Here is a 19,050-nt window from a genome sequence, read left to right on the forward strand (position 1 = left end):
CAGACCCAGATCGGCCAGCAGGGCGCGGGCGCGGGCGCGGTCGGGCGCCTTCCCGCGTAGCCGCGCGCCGATGGTGGCATTGGCCAGCGCATCGGCCCAGGGCAGCAGCTGATCCTGCTGCCCCATCAGCGTGACCGGGCCCGCGACATCCGCCGCCCCGGCCAGACGCGCGGCCACGGGCAGGCCCGCCACGATCCGACCCAAGGTCGACTTGCCCACTCCCGACGGCCCCATCAGCGCCGTCCAGCGCCCCGGAGGACAGTCCAGCGCCAGATCCGGCAGCAGCACCCGCCCGTCCAGGATCAGATCGCCCGTGATGCGGATCATGTCCGGTCCAGCCCCATCTGCCAGAACCCGACCTCCAGCTGGGTGGCCTGGGTGAAATGGCGCGCCAGCGTCTGCGCGCGGGGCAGGGCGGGCCAGTCTGGGCCCAACCGCGCCTCCAGCGCCGCGTCGATCAGCGCGCCGACATCATGGCAGACGCGCTGATAATCGGCGCCGCCATAGGTCGCGGTCCATTCGCCATAGGGGCCGCCGCTGTCCGCATGCGCCAGCCCGATCTGGCCATAGCCGAAGACGCAAGGCGCCAGCGCCGCCAGCAGGTCCAGCATGTCGCCCGCATAGCCGGTGGCCTGCACAAAGCGCGTATAGGCCATGTTCGCGGGCGATTCCGGGGTGTCCTGCAGCATCGCCTCGGTGATGCCCTCGCGGCCGCAGATCGCGACATGCAGCGGCATCTCTCCGTTCAGCAGGCCGTGGGCGATGGAGGAGGCCAGCGCCATCTCCGACATCCGGTCCGACTTGGCAAAGACCAGCGCCCAGGACCGCGCGAAATGCAGCAGGAACACGTAATCCTGCCGCAGATAGTGCAGGAAGCTGTCGCGGGGCAGGCTGCCCGCCGCCAGCTGCCGGACGAAGGCATGGTGCACATAGGCGTCCCAGTGATGCCCCGCCGCGTCCCGCCACAGCGCGAAGGCGCGGCCATAGTCGGGCGCACTCATGGTGCGGTCACGTCGATGGCCAGATCGGACAGCGACTGCCCGCCCGGCGTGGCGCCCTGGTCGGCCAGGAACGCCTCGAAGCGCAGATAGCGGCCCGCGTCCAGTGCCGCGGGGCGCCCGGCAAAGCGGGGCCAGGTGTCGGCCCATGCGGCCTCGTTCAGGGGGGTGCGCAGTTCGGCCGCGGTCTCCGCGAAGATCCGCCATGCCGCGTCGGGGTCGTTCTTGATGAAGGCCGTCGCACGTTCCGTGGCCTCCAGGAAGGCCGCGACGGCGGCGCGGTCCATGCGGGCGGGATCGGCCAGATAGATCAGCTCGTCATAGGCGGGGATGCCGTGATCCTCGGGGTTCAGGCAGCGGCCCTCGAACCCCTCCAGCCGCAGCTGGTTCAGCTCGAAGTTGCGAAAGGCGCCGATGACGCCGTCCACCTGTCCCGACATCAGCGCAGGCGCGATGGACCAGCCGATGTTGATCTGTTCGACATCATCGGGGGCCAGCCCGCCATCGGTCAGCATGGCGTCCAGCATCACCTCCTGCACGCCCGCCACGGCAAAGCCCACCTTTCGGCCGGACAGGTCGGCGGGGGTCGCGATGCCGCTGTCGGCCAGCACAACCAGGCAGGTCAGCGGCGTCTCGACCAGCGTGCCAACGCGGGTCACCGGCAGGCCCTGATGGCGCGACAGATGCAGCTGCGGCTGATAGCTGACGGCCAGATCGACGCGCCCGGCGGCGACCATGCGCGGCGGATCGTTCGGGTCGGACGGGGCCACGGTCTGAACCGCCAGCCCGGCATCCGCGAAATAGCCCAGTTCCTGAGCCAGCACGATGGGGGCGTGGTCGGGGTTCACGAACCAGTCCAGCATCACCGTCAGGCGGGTTTCGGCATGGGCGGGCAGGGCCAGCACGGCCAGCGCCAGGGTCAGCGTCTTCATGGGCGTCCTTTCAGGTCGTCATCGGTCAGGGCCAGCAGGGCGATGCGCCCCGGCCAGCGTGATTGCAGCACCCGCCCGGCATTGTGCGCGCGCAGGCCGGTGCGACAGGCCAGCACCACCCGCGGGGCGGGGCCGGGGTCCAGATGCGCAATGCGGTCTGGGGGCAGGTGGCGGGCGCCGGCGATGGGCGCGGCCTCGGTCCGCAGGTCGATCAGCAGGTCGCCGGGGGCGATCTGGGCGTGGGCGATGAAGGGCAGGGGATCGGCGGGTTCGGGCGCGGTGTCGAAGCGGAACCCGCCCATCCGCCAGCCGCCTGCGTCCCAGCTGATCAGCCGCCCCAAGGGCCGAGGGTCCAGGCCCAGCAGCACGGCCAGCGCCATCTGCGCCTGCAGCGCTCCGATCATGCCGACGACGGGGCCCAGCACGCCCGCACTGGCACAGTTGGCGGCCTGCGCCGGCAGATCGGGAAAGATCGCGCGCAGGCTGGGCGCCCCGCCGCAGCAGCCCGCGGCATAGCCCGACAGGCCAAGCGCAGAGGCGGTAATTATCGGCCTGCCCGCCGCCATGCAGGCATCCGACAGCGTCAGGCTGACCGCAAAGCTGTCGGCGCAATCCAGCGTCACGTCGGCTGCCTGCACCAGATCGCCCGCGTTGGCCGGGGTCAGCCATTCCACACGCGGCACCACCTGACAGTCGGGGTTAAGCACCGCCAATGCGGCCGCCGCGGCCTGGGCCTTGGGTCGGCCCACCTGGTCCATGCGGTACAGGGGCTGGCGGTGCAGGTTCGTCTCCTCCACGCGGTCGGGATCGACCAGCGTGATCCGACCCACTCCCGCGGCGGCCAGGTATTGCAGCGCGGGGCAGCCGAGCCCGCCTGCGCCCACGACCAGCACGTGGGCCTGCGCCAGCCGATCCTGGCCCGCGGCGCCGATGCCCGGAAGCACCATCTGGCGGGCATAGCGGTTCATGCCGTCACCGCCAGCCAGTCGCCGATCCGCGCCTCGGGGTCGGGGTTCAGCGTGATGTCGGTCACGGCCGATACGATGTCCGCCCCCGCCGCCAGCGCCTGCGCACCGCGATCGGGGGTCAGCCCGCCGATCGCGACCAACGGAATGTCGCCCACCAGCGCCTTCCATTCGGTGACCCGGTTCAGGCCCTGTTCATGCCAGCGCATCTGTTTCAGGATCGTGGGCCAGACGGGCCCAAGGGCCACATAATCGGGGGCCAGCGCCAGCGCACGGTCCAGTTCCGCCCGGTCATGGGTCGAGACGCCAAGCCGCAGCCCGGCGCGGCGGATGGCGGGCAGGTCGGCGTCGTCCAGATCCTCCTGCCCCAGGTGCAGCCAGTCGGCGCCCAGATCGATCGCCGCCTGCCAGTGGTCGTTGACGACCAGCGTCGCGCCATGTGCGCGCGTCAGGCGCAGCCCGCGGTCAATCTGGTCGAGGACGTCGGCGGGGTCGCGGTCCTTCAGCCGCAACTGGACCAGCCGGACGCCCAGGGGCAGAACGCGGTCCAGCCACGCGGCATCATCGAAGATCGGATAGAAGCGCGGCTGCGTCACAGCCAGGCCCTCCCGATCAGGGGGGTGGAGGGCGCACCCATGTCGCGCACCCCCATGGGATCGGCGTCGCGCGCCAAGGCGCCCGCTTGCACCGCCAGCGCAAAGGCGCGGGCCATCGCGACCGGGTCGCCCGCCTGCGCCACCGCGCTGTTCAGAAGGACCGCGTCGAACCCCATCTCCATCGCCTCCGCCGCATGGCTGGGCAGGCCAAGGCCCGCGTCGATCACCATCGGCACGTCGGGAAAGGCCGCGCGCAGCATGCGCAGCCCGTGGCGGTTGTTCAGCCCAAGGCCAGACCCGATGGGCGCGCCCCAGGGCATCAGCACCCGGCACCCCGCATCCAGCAGGCGGGCGGCCAGAACCTGATCCTCGGTCGTATAGGGAAACACCTCGAAGCCCTCGGCGCAGAGCGTCGTCGCGGCCTCCAGCAGGCCAAAGGGGTCGGGCTGCAGCGTGTCGGCATGGCCGATCACCTCCAGCTTGATCCAGTCGGTCTCAAAGACTTCGCGCGCCATGCGGGCCGTGGTCACGGCCTCTCGCGCGCTGTGACAGCCGGCGGTGTTGGGCAGCACGCGCACGCCCATGTCTCGGATCAGCGACCAGAAGGCCTGGCCCTGGCCGGCCTCGCGGCGCAGCGACACGGTCGCCACGCCCGCACCGCTGGCGCGGAACGCCTCCTGCAGGACCGACGGGGACGGGTATTGGGCGGTGCCCAGCATCAGCGCGTTGGGCAGGGTGACGCCATAGAAATCACGCATCGCCTATCCTCCCTGCATGGGTGCCAGGACCTCCAGCCGGTCACCGTCGCGCAGCGCCTGCGTCGGGCGGGACGCAGCGGGCAGGAAATCACCGTTCAGCGCCGTGGCCACGCGGGCCTCGCCCCAGCCCAGTTCGGACAGCGCGTCGGCCACGGTGGTGGCGGCGATGTCGCGGGGGGTTCCGTTGACCTCAATCCTCATGGACCAGTTCTCCCTTGGTTTCGGTGATCATGTAATCGGCCGCCTGGCGCGCCAGCGCGGGGGCCATCAGGTATCCGTGACGGAACAGCCCGTTCAGGTGCAGCACCCGCCCTCGGACGGTCACGCGCGGGATGTTGTCCGGAAATGCCGGGCGCAGATCGGCGCCCATCTCGACGATGGCGCTCTCTGCAAAGCGGGGGTCCAGCGCATAGGCCGCCGACAGCAGTTCCAGCACCGACCGGGCGGTAGGGCGCGCACGGGATGCGCTTTCGATCTGGGTCGCGCCCAGCATGAACAGGCCGCCCGCGCGCGGCACGATGTACAGCGGATGACGCGGATGCAGCAGGCGGACCGGCCGCGTCAGGGCGATGTCGGGCGCGTGCAGAACGACCATCTCGCCGCGCACGCCGCGGAGGTCGGGCAGGGCGGCCGACAGTCCGCGGGCATCGATCACCGGGCCTGCGACGTCGCCGGGCTCGGCGGTCGCGCATTCGATGCCGATGCCGCGCGCGGCCAGCCACGCGACCAGGTCGGCCAAGGCACGTCGGGGGTCCAGATGCGCCTCGGTTGGAAAGATCAGGCCGGGCCGGGGCTGCAGGTCTGGTTCCAGATCGGCGCTGTCGCAGGGGTGATGCGCCGTGGCACGGCGCGCAAAGCGGGCCAGTTCCGCCCGGTCGCGGTCCAGCGCCAGGACCAGCGTGCCGCGCCGCGTGACGGGCGTGATGGCGGACCAGGCATCGGCGGCCTCTGCGCCAAGGCGGGTGATCACGGGGTCGGCGGTCACGCCCTCGCACTGCGGGGCCAGCATGCCGCCGGCCCACCATGAGCAGCCGTGTGGGCCAGGCGCGCCGTTGCGGTCCAGGATGCGCGGGATCAGGCCGCGCCGCACCAGCACATGGGCCGCGAACAGCCCGGCCACGCCCGCGCCGATGATGGTGACATCAGCCATGCGACCAGACCGCATGGAAATGATGCACCGGCCCGTGCCCCGACCCCACGCACAGATCGTCCGCCGCCGCGATCGCGCGTTGCAGATAGCGGTGTGCGACCCCCACCGCCTGCTCCAGCGGCAGGCCGTGTGCCAGGCCTGCGGCGATGGCCGCCGACAGCGTGCAGCCGGTGCCATGCGTGTTGCGGGTGGACAGGCGTCGGGCGCTGAAGGGCGTCGCCCCCTGCGCGGTCACCAGAAGGTCGGTGCAGATCGCGCCGTCGCCATGCCCACCCTTCATCAGCACGGCCCCCGCGCCCATGGCGCGCAGCGCAGCACCCTGTTCGGCCATCTGGGCCGGGGTGGTGGCCGGGGCACAACCCAACAGGCAGGCGGCCTCGGGCAGGTTCGGGGTCAGCAGCGTCGCGCATGCCAGCAGGGCACGCAGCGCGTCGGTGGCATCGGGCGGCAGCAAGCGGTCGCCCGATTTCGCCACCATCACCGGGTCCAGCACGATGGGCAGGCCGCAGCCGTCCAGACCCCCAGCCACCGTGGCGATGGCCTGAGCCCCGCCCAGCATGCCCAGCTTGACCGCCCGGACGTCCAGATCGTCCAGAACGGCACGCATCTGCCCTGCGATCATCGCGTGGCTAGCGGGTTCGACCAAAGCCACGGTGCGGGTGTTCTGCGCCGTCAGCGCGGTCACCACGCTGGCGCCATAGCAGCCAAGGGCCGAAAAGGTCTTCAGATCCGCCTGAATGCCGGCGCCGCCGCCCGAATCGGACCCGGCGATGGTCAGGGCAATGGGTGCTGTCACGTCGTCCCCCATATTGTGGCGGGTCGTGACCGGGCAAAGGGGTGGGGACACAGAGCGGGCCGATGGCCGCGCGGATATCTACACCGTTCCCTCCGCCGGTATGACCCGGATCAGGTTCGATGGGTTGGCTGTCGCCTCTCAGCCCCTGACGGGACACCCCAACGGTTTGCCCCCCAAGGCTAGGCGCGGCGGGCGCGGGGCGCAAGGGGGGCTTTTCGCGCCCGCGCGATTGTCGCAGGATGGCGGGGCAGCGGATGGGGGACAGATGGACAGGCGCGGGCTGGAGATGACGGTGCTGATGTCGCCGGACATGGCGAATTTCAGCGGCAAGGTTCATGGCGGCGCGCTTTTGGCCTGCCTAGATCGGGTAGCCTATGCCTGCGCGTCGCGCTGGTCTGGAGAATATGCGGTGACCCTGTCCGTCGACCAGGTGACCTTCAAGGAGGCCATCCACGTGGGAGAGCTGGTGACCTTTCGCGCGCGGGTGAACCATACCGGCCGCACATCGATGGAGGTCGGCATCCGGGTCGAGGCCGAGAACATCCGCCGTGGCACCCGCAGGCATACCAATTCCTGCTATTTCACCATGGTCGCGGTCGACGAACGCGGCCATCCTGTGCCGGTCCCCAAGCCCGAGCTTGAGGACGACATCGACCGCCAGCGCTGGCGGTCGGCCGAGGTCAGGCGGGCCATGCGGCGAGAGATCGCGGCCCGCCAGGAGGCCGCGTCGAACACCCCCTGATTGGGCGTGGACTTTGCGATCCAAACCGCGTAGGGAACCGCCTTTGGCCCTGCTAGTCCGGGGCGGCGGGTGCAGGGTGGGCCGGTCGCAGCGACGATAGGTGCCGCTCATCGGGTCGCTCACGGCCCCCGCATTTTGGCGAATCACATGACTGAACTGAATTTCCCCGCGCCGCTTCAGGCGGCGTTGGCCGACAAGGGCTATGAGACGTTGACTGCCGTGCAGTCGGCGGTGCTGGCGCCCGAGGCCGCGGGCCGCGACGTGCTGGTCTCGGCCCAGACCGGGTCGGGCAAGACCGTGGCCTTTGGCCTGGCGATGGGCGCGGACCTTCTGGACGGCGACCGCATCATCGCGGGCGAGCTGCCGCTGGCCCTGGCCATCGCGCCCACGCGCGAACTGGCGCTGCAGGTCGCACGCGAGCTGGAATGGCTTTATGCCGGGACCGGCGCGCAGATCGCGACCTGCGTCGGCGGTATGGACTATCGCAACGAAAAACGCGCCCTGCAGCGCGGCGCGCAGATCGTGGTCGGCACGCCCGGCCGCCTGCGCGACCATATCGACCGCGGCAGCCTGGACCTGTCGGACCTGCGCGCGGCCGTGCTGGACGAGGCCGACGAGATGCTGGACCTGGGCTTCCGCGAGGACCTGGAGTTCATCCTGGGCGCCGCCCCGGTCGAGCGCCGCACGCTGATGTTCTCGGCCACGGTGCCGTCGGCGATCGAGAAGCTGGCCCGTGATTTCCAGCGCGACGCCCTGCGCATCGCCGCCATGGGCGAGGCGCGCCAGCATGGCGACATCGCCTATCGCGCCTATACCGTGACCGCGCGCGACCGCGAGCCCGCGATCTTCAACCTGCTGCGCATCCACGAGGCGCAGACCGCCATCGTCTTCTGCAAGACGCGGGCCAACGTGAACCACCTGCTGGCGCGCATGTCGAACCGGGGCTTCAAATGCGTGGCCCTGTCGGGCGAGCTGTCCCAGCAGGAGCGGACCCACGCCCTGCAGGCGCTGCGTGACGGGCGCGCCCGCGTCTGCATCGCCACCGACGTGGCCGCGCGTGGCATCGACCTGCCGGGGCTGGAGCTGGTGATCCACGCGGACCTGCCGACCAACCCCGACACGATGCTGCACCGGTCGGGCCGCACCGGGCGCGCGGGCTCCAAGGGCGTGTCCGCGCTGATCGTGCCGTCGGCCGATTATCGTCGGGCACAGCGTCTGCTGCAGAACGCCAAGGTCTCGGCCGAATGGCTTGACGCGCCGACCGCGGACGAGGTGCGGGCGCGCGATGATCAGCGCATGCTGGACCATCCCGGCCTGCATGAACCCGTGGGCGACGACGCCGCCCTGGCCGCGCAGCTGCTGGAGCAGTTCAGCGCCGAACAGGTCGCCGCCGCCTTCCTGCGCCTGTGGCGCGAAGGCCGCCCCGCCGCCGAGGAACTGTCCGAGGCGCATGCGCCCCCCGCACCGATGGCCCCCCGTGCGCAGCGCGAATTTGGCCCCTCGGTCTGGTTCACGCTGTCGGTCGGTCATTCCGGTCGGGCCGAGGCGCGCTGGCTGCTGCCCAAGGTCTGCGATGCGGGCGGGATCACCCGCGACAGCATCGGTGCGATCCGCGTCAAGCAGGACCTGTCCTATATCCAGATCGCGTCGGAAGTCGCCGCCAAGTTCGGCGATTTCATCGAGATCACCCCGGAGGTCACCATGCGCCGCATGGACGGCGCCCCCGACCTGGACGCGCCGATCGAGCGGGCGCCCCGCGCCCCGCGCACCGACAACCGTTCCGAGGGTCGCAAGCCCGCGCCGCGTGCCAAGCACACCGCGTCGGACGAGGGTCACCACGCCCGCGTCAAGTCCGCCCGCGGCGGCTGGCTGCCCGATGATGCCCCCGCCGAACCGCGCGAGACCGGACCGCATGCGGCCGTGAAGTCGTGGAAGAAGAAGTCGTCGGCCGACGCTGGCAAGGGCCCCAAGCCGGCCTGGGCCAAGTCCAGGCCCGCCGGCGACAAGGCGGGCGCCCCCAAGGCGCATCGCAAGGGACCCAAGCGGCCCGCCTGACCGACAACTGCCCGCGGGGCCCAGCAACTGCCTGACAAACAGGCAGTGGGCCCTGCACGCTCTGCACTCCACATGGCCCTCGCGCCCGAAGCTCCCTTGCGGGGTTTCGGGCGCGACGCGTTCGGGGCATGGAATGTCGCAATTGATATTGCCAGTCGGGCAGGGCGACGCTTAACCTGATCCTTGCGCTGAATAACCAACGACATAACAGGGAGAGCGCTTTTGCTGGACGACCGCCACGGCGACGCATTCGTCGCCTTCGAGCATGTGCAAAAAAGCTATGATGGACAGACACTTGTCGTCAAAGACTTGAATCTGTCGATCGGACGGGGTGAATTTCTAACGATGCTGGGGCCGTCCGGTTCCGGCAAGACGACCTGCCTGATGATGCTGGCGGGCTTCGAGACCGCGACGAACGGAGAGATCCGTCTTGGCGGGCGTCCGATCAACCAGGTGCCGCCGCACAAGCGCGGGATCGGCATGGTGTTCCAGAACTATGCCTTGTTCCCGCACATGACCGTCGGAGAGAACCTGTCCTTTCCGCTGGAGGTCCGCGGGATGGGCAAGGACGAACGCCAGACACGCATCGCCCGCGCGCTGGACATGGTGCAGATGGGCAAGTTCGCGAACCGGCGTCCGGCGCAGCTGTCCGGCGGACAGCAACAGCGGATCGCCCTGGCCCGCGCCCTGGTGTTCGACCCCGAACTGGTGCTGATGGACGAGCCGCTTGGCGCCTTGGACAAGCAGCTTCGCGAGCATATGCAGTTCGAGATCAAGCACCTGCACGAGAAACTTGGAATCACCGTCGTCTATGTGACCCATGACCAGGGCGAGGCCCTGACCATGTCGGACCGCATCGCGGTCTTCAACGACGGGCGCATCCAGCAGCTGGCCCCGCCGTCCGACCTTTACGAGCGCCCCGAGAACAGCTTCGTCGCAAGCTTCATCGGAGAGAACAACGCCCTGGCCGGCACGATCGAGCAGCTGGACGGAGACAAGGCGCTGGTGCGGCTGGACGGGGGCGGGGTGATCGACGCCACCGCCGTGAACATCCGCGAGAGGGGTCAGCGCACGACCGTGTCGATCCGCCCCGAACGGGTCGAGTTCAAGCCCGAGATGATGTCCCAGGGCGCCCACACGATCGAGGCGCAGGTGATGGAGGTCATCTATATGGGCGACATCCTGCGCGCCCGGCTGAAGGTCGCCGGCAGCGACAATTTCGTCATGAAGATGCGCAACACGATCGGCCAGACCCGTCTGGACCCCGGCCAGGTCATCCGCATCGGCTGGCATCCCCAGGATGCCCGCGCGCTGGACCCGATCTGATCCCTTTTCCCAACCGGAGACTTCGATGAAGCGTTTTCTTGCACTCAGCACCGCGATGGGCCTGGTCGCCGGGCCGGCCCTGGCCGATGTGAACCTGCTGTCCTGGGGCGGCGCCTATGGCAACAGCCACCTTGAGGCATATGCCAAGCCGTTCACGGCGGAAACGGGCATCAATGTCGTCATGTCGGACGCCGACAACCCCGCGACCCCGATCAAGGCGCAGGTCGAGGCAGGCAATGTCAGCGTCGATGTCGCATCGGTCGAATATGCCGATGCGGTGCGCCTGTGCGACGAGGGCGCGCTGGAGATGATCGACCCCGCCATCCTGCTGCCGGCCGAGGACGGGACGGCCGCGGCCGACGATTTCATCGACGGCGCGGTGACCGAATGCTTCGTGGCGACCGACGTCTATTCGATGGTCCTGGCGTTCAACGAGACCGCGTTCCCGGAGGCCAAGCCCGCGACCCCCGCCGATTTCTTCGATCTGGAAGCGTTTCCGGGCAAGCGGACCATGCGCAAGGGCGCCAAGTTCAACCTTGAGCTGGCGCTGATGGCCGATGGCGTGCCCGCCGCCGAGGTCTATGACGTGCTGTCCACCCCGGAGGGCGTGGACCGCGCTTTTGCCAAGCTGGACACGATCAAGTCCGAGGTGATCTGGTGGGAGGCAGGCGCCCAGCCCCCGCAGCTGCTTGCCGATGGCGAGGTCAGCATGGCCTATGCCTTCAACGGCCGCATCTTCAACGCGGCGCAGGCCGACGGCCAGCCCTTCGAGATCATCTGGGACGCCCAGATCTATGAGATGGAGGGCTGGGTCGTGCCGAAGGGCGCGCCGAACCTGGAGCAGGCGATGGAATTCGTGGCCTGGACCACCGCGCCCGCGCCCCAGGCCCGCGCCGCCGAATTCATCAGCTATGGTCCGCCGCGCCGGTCCGCCGCCGCGATGGTCGGCAACATCGAGGGCACCGAGGAGCCGATGGGTCCGAACCTGCCCACCTTCGATGCGAACATGGCCGGGGCGCTGGCATCGGACCTGGATTTCTGGGTCGACCGCGACGCCGAGCTGATCGAGCGTTTCAACAGCTGGCTGGCCAGCTGATCCAGTTCGGACCGGGAGGGTTCGTCCCGCCCGGTCTGCGCCCCGCCAACGGGGCCAATGACAACGGGCAAAAATGCCCGAGACCAACCAACCGGGAGAACCAACGTGAAATCCACCCTGATCCTTTCGACCGCCCTGTGCGGCGTGGCCTTCGGCGCGATGGCGCAAGAGGTCAACGTCGTGTCCTGGGGCGGCGCCTACGAGGTCAGCCAGGTCGAGGCCTATAACAAGCCCTTCACCGCTGAGACCGGCATCACCGTCAACATGATCGCCGCCGACAACCCCGCGACGCCGCTGCGCGCGCAGGTCGAGGCCGGCAACGTCACGGGCGACGTCTTCGACGTCGAGGTCAGCGACGCGATCCGCCTGTGCGACGAGGGTGCGCTGGTCGAGATCGACCCCGCCGACCTGCCCAGTGCGCCCAACGGCACCGCTGCGGCAGATGATTTCGTGCCCGGCGCGCTGCAGGATTGCGCGGTCGCCAACATCGTCTGGGGCACGGTCATTTCGTTCAACACGACCAAGTTCGAGGGAGAGACCCCCAGCACGGCGGCCGATTTCTTCGACACCGAGACCTTCCCGGGCAAGCGCGGCCTGCCCAAGAACCCCAAGCGCACCCTGTATCTGGCACTGATCGCCGACGGCGTGCCCGCGGCCGAGGTCTATGACGTGCTGTCCACCCCCGAGGGCGTGGACCGCGCCTTTGCTAAGCTGGACACGATCAAGGCCGACACCGTCTGGTGGGAGGCCGGCGCCCAGCCCGTGCAGTTGCTGGCTGACGGAGAGGTCAGCATGACCACCGTCTATAACGGTCGCGCCTTTGACGCGATGGTGGCCGAAAAGCAGCCCTTCGAGATCATCTGGGACGGCCAGTACCTGGACATGGACATGTTCGTGATCCCGGTCGATGCGCCCAACCCGGACGCGGCGATGGAATACCTGAAATTCGCGACCGACACGCAGCGTCTGGCCGATCAGGCGAAATACATCGCCTATGGCCCGGCGCGGAAATCGTCGAACGAACTGGTCGGGCTGTACCAGGACGGCGTGACCGAGATGGCGCCGCACATGCCGACCAGTCCCGAGGCGCTGGCCAATGCGGTGACGGACGATCCGGAATTCTGGGCCGACCATTCCGCGGAACTGACCGAACGCTTCAACAGCTGGCTGGCCGCGTCCTGAACTGACACCCTGCCGCCCCCGCATCCGGGGGCGGCGGACCTGACTGCCCGGGGGACGACATGGCCGACGCCGCACTTGATCCACATGCCGCCATCGCCACCACCGCATCCGGTGTGGGGTCTGGCACGCTGACGACCGCCGACGGAATGCCGCTGGCCCGCGCCCTGGCGCACAGCCAGCGCCGGGCGCGACGGCGGGCCTTTCTGCTGGTTCTGCCGCTGTTGGCCTTCATCCTGATTACCTTTGTGGTGCCGATCGGGCAGATGCTGGCGCGGTCGTTCCACAATGACGGCTTTTCCGCGAACATGCCGCAGGTCTCGGCCTGGTTCGCATCGATGGAGCCCGGCACCGCGCCCGACGACGCGGCCTGGACCGCATTGGCCCAGGACCTGATCGCCAGCGCCGATGCGCGCAGCATCGGGGTGGTGGGCACGCGGATCAATTATGACATGCCGGGGACGCGGTCGCTGTTCACCGCGACCGGGCGCCAGGTCCGTCGCGGGCTGGAGCCGCCCTATCAACAGGCCCTGCTGGAGATCAACGAGGACTGGGGCGACCCGCGCCTGTGGTCCGTCATGCGATCGGCATCGACGCCGGTCACGGCGAACTTCTATCTGGCAGCGGTCGACCGCACCCGGGACGAGGCCGGCAACATCCAGCAGGTCGCGGAACAGCAGCGGATCTATCTGACCCTGTTCTGGCGCACCTTCTGGCTGTCGGCGGTGATCACCGGCCTGACCTTCATCCTGGGCTTTCCCATCGCGCATCTGCTGGCAACGCTGCCCATGCGCAAGTCGAACCTGCTGATGATCCTGGTGCTGCTGCCGTTCTGGACGTCGCTTCTGGTGCGCACGACATCCTGGATGGTGCTGCTGCAGCAGCAGGGCGTGGTGAACGACATCCTGGTCTGGCTGGGCGTGATCGGCGGCGGGCAGCGGTTGCAGATGATCTATAACCAGACCGGAACGATTATCGCGATGACGCATATCCTGCTGCCCTTCATGATCCTGCCGCTGTATTCGGTGATGCGGACCATCAACCCCGCCTATGTCCGTGCGGCGCGCAGCCTGGGCGCGACAAGCTGGACCGCGTTCCGCCGGGTCTATTTCCCGCAGACCCTGCCGGGCCTGGGGGCGGGGGCGATGCTGGTCTTCATCCTGGCGGTCGGATACTACATCACGCCCGCGCTGGTCGGCGGATCGTCGGGGCAGCTGATCTCGAACATGATCGCACAGCACATGACCGGCACGCTGAACTGGTCGATGGCGGCGGCGCTGGCGGCCCTGCTGCTGGGGTCGGTGCTGATCCTCTATTGGCTCTACGACCGCCTTGTCGGCGTCGACAACCTGAAACTGGGGTAAGCGAATGGCTGTTCCGACCTATGCAAGCCCGCTGGAGCGTGTCTGGCACTATACCTACCTGACGGTCTGCGCGCTGATCTTCGTGTTCCTGATCGCGCCGATCATCGTGATCATCCCGCTGTCGTTCAACGCCGAGCCCTATTTCACTTTCACCGACCGGATGCTGTCGCTCGACCCCGACGGCTACAGCATGCGGTGGTATTCCAGCCTGCTGACCTTCGGGATGCAGAACCCGGATTCGACGGGCTGGGCCTTCTGGTCGGATGCCTGGGCGAATGCGAAATGGGTGCAGGCGGCCAAGAACTCGATCATCATCGGCGTGTGTTCGACCATCGTGGCGACGGTTCTGGGGACGCTGGCGGCCCTGGGCCTGTCACGGCCCGAGATGCCGTTCCGCCGGGCGATCATGGCGATCCTGATCTCTCCGATGATCGTGCCGCTGATCATCACGGCGACGGGGATGTTCTTCTTCTACTCGAACCCCTGCGAACTGCTGGCGCTGGTCGGGCTGTCGCCGGAATGCGGGCGGCTGGCGGGAACCTATCTGGGGGTGATCCTGGCCCATGCGACCCTGGGTATTCCCTTCGTGATCATCACCGTCACCGCGACACTGGTGGGGTTCGATCAGTCGCTGAACCGCGCGGCGGCCAGCCTGGGGGCCAATCCGCGCACGACCTTCTTCAAGGTGACGATGCCGCTGATCCTGCCAGGCGTGGTGTCGGGTGCGTTGTTCGCCTTCGTCACGTCGTTCGACGAGGTCGTCGCGGTGCTGTTCATTGCCGGTCCCGATCAGCAGACCATTCCGCGCCAGATGTGGAACGGCATTCGCGAACAGATCAGCCCGGCCATCCTGGCGGTGGCGACGCTGCTGGTGATCTTCTCGATCGCGCTGCTGACCACGGTGGAACTGCTGCGCCGGCGGTCCGAGCGTATCCGGGGCGTCACGCCCCGATGACGCCCGAAGAGCTGGAGGACGAGGGCGCGCGTCCTGCGCCCCCGTCCTATCCCGCCATCACGCGGGCCGAGCGCGCACATGGCCGGCGCCTGGCCGCCATCCACGACATGTACCGGGCCGAACTGGACGGCGTGCAGCGGCTGCTGGTTCAGGTCCGGGCCGCGCAGGCCGATCCGGCCCTGGTCGCACCGGCGGTGGCCGGGACGGCGTTGGCGCGCAACATGGCGCAGTTCGGCACTGCCTGCGGCCGCGACTGCGCGCTTTTGCAGAACCACCACGACATCGAGGAGCAGTGGATGTTTCCGGTCCTTGCGGAGCGCGGCGGGTCGGCACTGGCGCCGGTGATCCGGCGGCTGAAGGCCGAGCATGAGGTGATCCACAGGCTGATCGGCGCGTTGCACGAGGCGGCACAGGCACTTGTCGCGGATCGGGGGGCAGCGGCGCTCGATCTGTGTGCGGAGCGGTTCGCGGCGCTGGACCGGGCGATCCGGTCGCATTTTGGGTACGAGGAGCGGGCGCTGGAGGAGCCTTTGGGGGCGCTTCGCGTACCGATCTGAGGCAGGTTGCGTCCCGCGACGGCGGGGGGCCGGCCCCCCGCACCCCCCGCCGGAGGGCCTGCGGCCCCCCGGACCCCCGCGACACCTCAGGGCAGCAACGCCAGCCACATCCAGATCGTCAGCGTGGACAGCGCCGTGGCGATCAGCACGCTGGAGGCTGCGACACGCTTGGCCACGCCGTAGACATTGGCGAACAGATAGGCGTTCACGCCCGGGGCCATCGACGCCGTCAGCACGGCCGAGCGCATGCCGTCTCGGTCGAGATCCAGCGCCCAGGCCGTGCCGAAGGTGATCGCCGGATGCAGGATCAGCGATGCGGCGCAGCACAAGGCGATGGTCGCCATGTCGCCTTCGGGGCGATAGCGATAGAGGACGCCACCCAGGCCGAACAGCGCAGCGGGCAAGGCGGCGCGCGCGATCATGTCGGCGGCGTCCCAGAACCCCTGCGGCAGGGCCAGCCCCGCCTGCGACAGCAGGTTCACCGAAAGGCCCGCGATGATGCCTATGACCAGCGAGGTGCGCAGCACCCCCGTCAGCGCACGCAGGGCCACGCGCCCGACCGACAGGCCGCTGCCGCGGGCGCGGGTGAACTCCATCACCGTGATCCCGAAGGTGTAGAGCATCGGCGAATGGATCGCGATGATCGCCCAGTTCCCGGCCAGCGCATCCGGGCCGTAGGCGCGTTCCGTGATCGGTACGCCCAAGAGCAGCGTGTTCGAGAAAAGGCACACGAACCCGATCGCCACGCAGTCCGCGGGCGGCCTGCCGAACAGGAACCGGGCGCCCCCCCAACCCGCCGCAAAGGCCGCGAAGGCGCCGGCATAGAAGGGGATCAGCAGCTGGGCGCGAAACTCGGTGCCCAGGTCCAGGCGCGCCATCGACACGAAGAGCAGCGTGGGCACGGCGAAGTTCTGCGCGAAATTCATCAGCCCGTCGACACCGCTGGCCGAAAACCAGCCCCGCCACGCCACCAGATAGCCAAAGCCCACGATCAGGAAGACGGGCAGGATGATCGTGAACAGCGCCGTCATGTCGCGGCGGGCACGGTGATCTGCATGCCGTCGAAGGCGGGCTCGACATGGTCCGGGGTCTGGGCTGCGACCGCGGCATAGTCCATGTCGATATGCATGTTCGTCAGCACTGCGCGGGGGCTGCGCGCGCGGGCGATCCAGTCCAGCGACAGGGCCAGGTGGGCATGGCTGGGATGGGGTTCATGGCGCAGGGCGTCGATGACGAAGACTGGCGCGTCCGTAATTAGCGGCCAGACGGCGTCGGGAATGTCCGAGACGTCGGGCAGATAGACCAGACCGCCGATGCGGAAGCCCAGGGCGGTGATCTCTCCGTGCTGGACGCGGAACGGGGTCAGCGTCACTGGGCCGCCGGGGCCGTCGATGGTGATCGGGCCGTCGATCGCATGCAGCGCGCAGATCGGCGGATAGAGGCTGCCCTCGGGCGTCTCGAATACATAGCCGAAGCGGGTCGTCAGCGCTTCGGCCGTGGGCTGATCGGCCCAGACCGGCAGGATGCGGCGCGCGTTGAAGACCAGTTGGCGCAGGTCGTCGATGCCGTGGACATGATCGGCATGGGCATGGGTATAGACCACGGCGTCCAGCCTCGCCACGCCCGCGTCCAGCATCTGCGGGACCAGGTCGGGGCCGGTGTCGATCAGCACCTGGGTGGTGCCGTCCGGCCCGTCGCGTTCGACCAGCAGCGAACAGCGGCGGCGGCGGTTTCGCGGGTTTTCCGGGTCGCAGGCGCCCCATCGGTTGCCAAGGCGCGGCACCCCGCCGGACGATCCGCAGCCCAGGATCGTGGCGCGGATCGTGTCGCTCATCGGGCGGCCTTCCAGAACAGGCGTTCGAAATTGGCCTCGGTCCGCGCGGCGAAATCGGGCAGGGACAGGCCGAACAGGTCTGCACCCACCGCGGCGGTATGGGCGACATAGGCGGGTTCGTTCCGGCGCCCGCGGTGCGGGGGCGGGGCCAGATAGGGGCTGTCGGTCTCGACCAGGATGCGGTCCAGCGGCGCGGCCTTGAAGATGTCGCGCAGATCGGACGACCGCGGAAAGGCCGCGATGCCCGACATCGACAGATAGAACCCCAGGTCCAGCGCCGCCTGCGCCAGCGCGGGGGTCGAGCTGAAGCAGTGCATGACGCAGGCATATTCGCCGGCGCGGTGTTCCTCCGCCAGGATGCGAGCCATGTCGTCATCGGCGTCGCGGGCGTGAATGATCAAGGGCAGGCGCGTCCGCCGCGCGGCTTCGATATGAATACGCAGGCTGTCCTGTTGCGCCTGCGCGCTTTCGGCGGTGTAGTGGTAATCCAGCCCGGTCTCGCCGATGGCCACGAATTTCGGGTGATCGGCCAAGGCTACCAGTTGATCGACGGTGGCCATCGGTTCGTCCGCGACGCTCATCGGGTGGGTGCCGGCGGCGTAGAAGACGCCGTCATGGGCCTCGGTCAGGGCGCGCACGGCGGGTTCCTGGCGCAGGCGGGTGCAGATGGTGACCATCCGCCCGACGCCCGCGGCACGGGCACGATCGATCAGGGCTGCGTGTTCGCCGTCGAAATCGGGAAAATCCAGGTGGCAATGGCTGTCGGTCAGCCGGAGGGCCGCATCGGTCATCGGTCAGGCCTTGGTCAGGGACGCTTGCGCGGGCGGCAGCTGCGCCAGTTCCAGCACCATATCCATGACCAGCGCGGCAGGGTCAAGGTTGACCGCCCGTCCCGTGCGGGCACGCGCCGACAGGCGGGCCTGCGCCTCGGCCCAGATGCGGGCGGCGTGGTCGTCGGGTGACAGCCGCGCCATCAAAGCCCCTTCGCCGCGCGCGGCCTGGGGCAGCGGCGCGCCCACCAGCCCCGCCCGCGCCAGCCGGGTAACGAAGCGGTCCAGCACGGTGATGGTCAGATCGAACGGGTCGCCATCGGCGCCCGCGCGCCCCGCCGCGCCATCAGCGAATTTGGATGCCGCCAGCCGGTCCAGCCGGGGCAGGGTGGCGAACAGGTCGACCAGGTCCTGATAGCGGTCAAGACCCCCCTGGCCGGCCAGCCGCAGCGCCTCTCCGACCGATCCGTCGGACAGGGCCGACAGCGCCTCGGCATCCTCGTTCAGGCCCATGTCGGACAGGATCGCCGACATCTGTCGCGGTGGCAGCGGCGACAGGCGCAGCGTGCGGCAGCGTGACCGGATCGTGGGCAGCAGGCGTGCGGGCTGATGCGCAATCAGCAGGATCAGCGCATCCGACGGCGGCTCCTCCAGCACCTTCAGAAGGGCGTTGGCGGCGGGGATGTTCATCTCGTCGGCGGCATCGATGATCGCCACGCGGCGACCGCCTTCGGCAGCCGAGAGGTGGAAGAAGGACAGCAGCTTGCGGATCTCGTCCACGGTGATCTCGGCGCGCAGGCGGCTGGTCTTGTCGTCCCAGGGGCGGCGGATCAGGGCCAGGCGGGGCTCGGACAGGGCGGCGATGCGGCGGGCCTCGGGCGTGTCGGGGTCGACGGCCAGATCGGCCCGCCCGGTCTCGGCCAGCAGCCAGCGCGCGATGGCCCAGGCCAGCGTCGCCTTTCCGACCCCGCGCGGCC

21 protein-coding genes and 1 riboswitch are annotated in these 19,050 nt (G+C 69.1%); of the genes, 8 read left to right on the top strand and 13 right to left on the bottom strand.

Annotated elements, in window-relative coordinates; translation table 11 throughout:
• The 9 genes from FHD68_RS11200 to thiD form a co-directional block, all read right to left on the bottom strand.
• A partial coding sequence (locus tag FHD68_RS11200) for an ATP-binding cassette domain-containing protein (RefSeq protein WP_139085717.1) occupies positions 1–327 on the bottom strand: 327 nt, incomplete at its 3' end.
• Entirely contained in the window at positions 324–1,001 is a 678-nt protein-coding gene (locus tag FHD68_RS11205) for a TenA family protein (RefSeq protein WP_127898695.1), read from the bottom strand. The genes FHD68_RS11205 and FHD68_RS11200, both read right to left, overlap by 4 nt.
• Entirely contained in the window at positions 998–1,930 is a 933-nt protein-coding gene (locus tag FHD68_RS11210) for an ABC transporter substrate-binding protein (RefSeq protein WP_127898694.1), read from the bottom strand. The genes FHD68_RS11205 and FHD68_RS11210 overlap by 4 nt, the downstream gene beginning before the upstream one ends.
• The gene (locus tag FHD68_RS11215) at positions 1,927–2,898 is read right to left on the bottom strand and encodes a HesA/MoeB/ThiF family protein (protein ID WP_139085719.1); all 972 of its coding nucleotides are present in this window, start codon (positions 2,896–2,898) and stop codon (positions 1,927–1,929) included. The genes FHD68_RS11210 and FHD68_RS11215 overlap by 4 nt, the downstream gene beginning before the upstream one ends.
• A complete protein-coding gene (locus FHD68_RS11220; protein ID WP_127898692.1) occupies positions 2,895–3,491 on the bottom strand; it encodes a thiamine phosphate synthase in 597 nt (198 codons plus the stop codon). Before FHD68_RS11220 ends, FHD68_RS11215 begins: the two co-directional genes overlap by 4 nt.
• Entirely contained in the window at positions 3,488–4,249 is a 762-nt protein-coding gene (locus FHD68_RS11225; protein ID WP_127898691.1) for a thiazole synthase, read from the bottom strand. Before FHD68_RS11225 ends, FHD68_RS11220 begins: the two co-directional genes overlap by 4 nt.
• Before the next feature lie 3 nt (positions 4,250–4,252).
• A complete protein-coding gene (thiS, locus tag FHD68_RS11230) occupies positions 4,253–4,450 on the bottom strand; it encodes a sulfur carrier protein ThiS (protein WP_045999002.1) in 198 nt (65 codons plus the stop codon).
• Positions 4,440–5,399: an FAD-dependent oxidoreductase gene (locus FHD68_RS11235; RefSeq protein WP_127898690.1), complete on the bottom strand. Its 960-nt coding sequence runs from the start codon at positions 5,397–5,399 to the stop codon at positions 4,440–4,442. Before FHD68_RS11235 ends, thiS begins: the two co-directional genes overlap by 11 nt.
• The gene (gene thiD, locus FHD68_RS11240; protein ID WP_127899383.1) at positions 5,392–6,207 is read right to left on the bottom strand and encodes a bifunctional hydroxymethylpyrimidine kinase/phosphomethylpyrimidine kinase; all 816 of its coding nucleotides are present in this window, start codon (positions 6,205–6,207) and stop codon (positions 5,392–5,394) included. The genes FHD68_RS11235 and thiD overlap by 8 nt, the downstream gene beginning before the upstream one ends.
• 58 nt (positions 6,208–6,265) lie before the next feature.
• Positions 6,266–6,366: riboswitch (TPP riboswitch) on the bottom strand.
• Positions 6,367–6,460: 94 nt separating this feature from the next.
• Here thiD and FHD68_RS11245 point away from each other — a divergent pair.
• The 8 genes from FHD68_RS11245 to FHD68_RS11280 all read left to right on the top strand — a co-directional run bounded on the left by FHD68_RS11245 (position 6,461) and on the right by FHD68_RS11280 (position 15,469).
• The gene (locus FHD68_RS11245; protein ID WP_127898689.1) at positions 6,461–6,937 is read left to right on the top strand and encodes an acyl-CoA thioesterase; all 477 of its coding nucleotides are present in this window, start codon (positions 6,461–6,463) and stop codon (positions 6,935–6,937) included.
• A gap of 147 nt (positions 6,938–7,084) precedes the next feature.
• On the top strand, positions 7,085–8,992 hold the full coding sequence (locus tag FHD68_RS11250) for a DEAD/DEAH box helicase (RefSeq protein WP_127898688.1): 1,908 nt from the start codon (positions 7,085–7,087) through the stop codon (positions 8,990–8,992).
• Positions 8,993–9,214: 222 nt separating this feature from the next.
• Entirely contained in the window at positions 9,215–10,318 is a 1,104-nt protein-coding gene (locus FHD68_RS11255; protein ID WP_045981305.1) for an ABC transporter ATP-binding protein, read from the top strand.
• A gap of 25 nt (positions 10,319–10,343) precedes the next feature.
• Entirely contained in the window at positions 10,344–11,414 is a 1,071-nt protein-coding gene (locus tag FHD68_RS11260) for an ABC transporter substrate-binding protein (protein ID WP_045981304.1), read from the top strand.
• A 105-nt stretch (positions 11,415–11,519) separates the two neighbouring features.
• Positions 11,520–12,596, top strand: coding sequence for an ABC transporter substrate-binding protein (locus tag FHD68_RS11265; protein WP_127898687.1), 1,077 nt, complete (start codon positions 11,520–11,522; stop codon positions 12,594–12,596).
• Between the two features lie 59 nt (positions 12,597–12,655).
• Entirely contained in the window at positions 12,656–13,957 is a 1,302-nt protein-coding gene (locus FHD68_RS11270; RefSeq protein ID WP_127898686.1) for an ABC transporter permease, read from the top strand.
• A 4-nt stretch (positions 13,958–13,961) separates the two neighbouring features.
• Positions 13,962–14,912 (top strand): ABC transporter permease, encoded by a 951-nt coding sequence (locus FHD68_RS11275; RefSeq protein WP_045981301.1) that lies wholly within the window; start codon positions 13,962–13,964, stop codon positions 14,910–14,912.
• Positions 14,909–15,469 carry a hemerythrin domain-containing protein gene (locus tag FHD68_RS11280; protein ID WP_127898685.1) on the top strand — a complete coding sequence of 187 codons (561 nt, stop codon included), beginning with the start codon at positions 14,909–14,911 and terminating at the stop codon, positions 15,467–15,469. The genes FHD68_RS11275 and FHD68_RS11280 overlap by 4 nt, the downstream gene beginning before the upstream one ends.
• Before the next feature lie 86 nt (positions 15,470–15,555).
• Here FHD68_RS11280 and FHD68_RS11285 read toward each other — a convergent pair whose 3' ends face one another.
• The 4 genes from FHD68_RS11285 to FHD68_RS11300 form a co-directional block, all read right to left on the bottom strand.
• Positions 15,556–16,500: an AEC family transporter gene (locus FHD68_RS11285; RefSeq protein WP_127898684.1), complete on the bottom strand. Its 945-nt coding sequence runs from the start codon at positions 16,498–16,500 to the stop codon at positions 15,556–15,558.
• On the bottom strand, positions 16,497–17,303 hold the full coding sequence (locus FHD68_RS11290; RefSeq protein WP_127898683.1) for an MBL fold metallo-hydrolase: 807 nt from the start codon (positions 17,301–17,303) through the stop codon (positions 16,497–16,499). The genes FHD68_RS11285 and FHD68_RS11290 overlap by 4 nt, the downstream gene beginning before the upstream one ends.
• Positions 17,300–18,094, bottom strand: coding sequence for a TatD family hydrolase (locus tag FHD68_RS11295; protein ID WP_127898682.1), 795 nt, complete (start codon positions 18,092–18,094; stop codon positions 17,300–17,302). The genes FHD68_RS11290 and FHD68_RS11295 overlap by 4 nt, the downstream gene beginning before the upstream one ends.
• 3 nt (positions 18,095–18,097) lie before the next feature.
• Positions 18,098–19,050, bottom strand: a 953-nt coding sequence (locus FHD68_RS11300) for a DNA polymerase III subunit delta' (protein ID WP_139085721.1), incomplete at its 5' end; no start/stop codon positions are given.

The organism is Paracoccus marcusii, from assembly GCF_006151785.1.
In the GTDB taxonomy this organism is placed as follows: Bacteria; Pseudomonadota; Alphaproteobacteria; order Rhodobacterales; family Rhodobacteraceae; genus Paracoccus; species Paracoccus marcusii.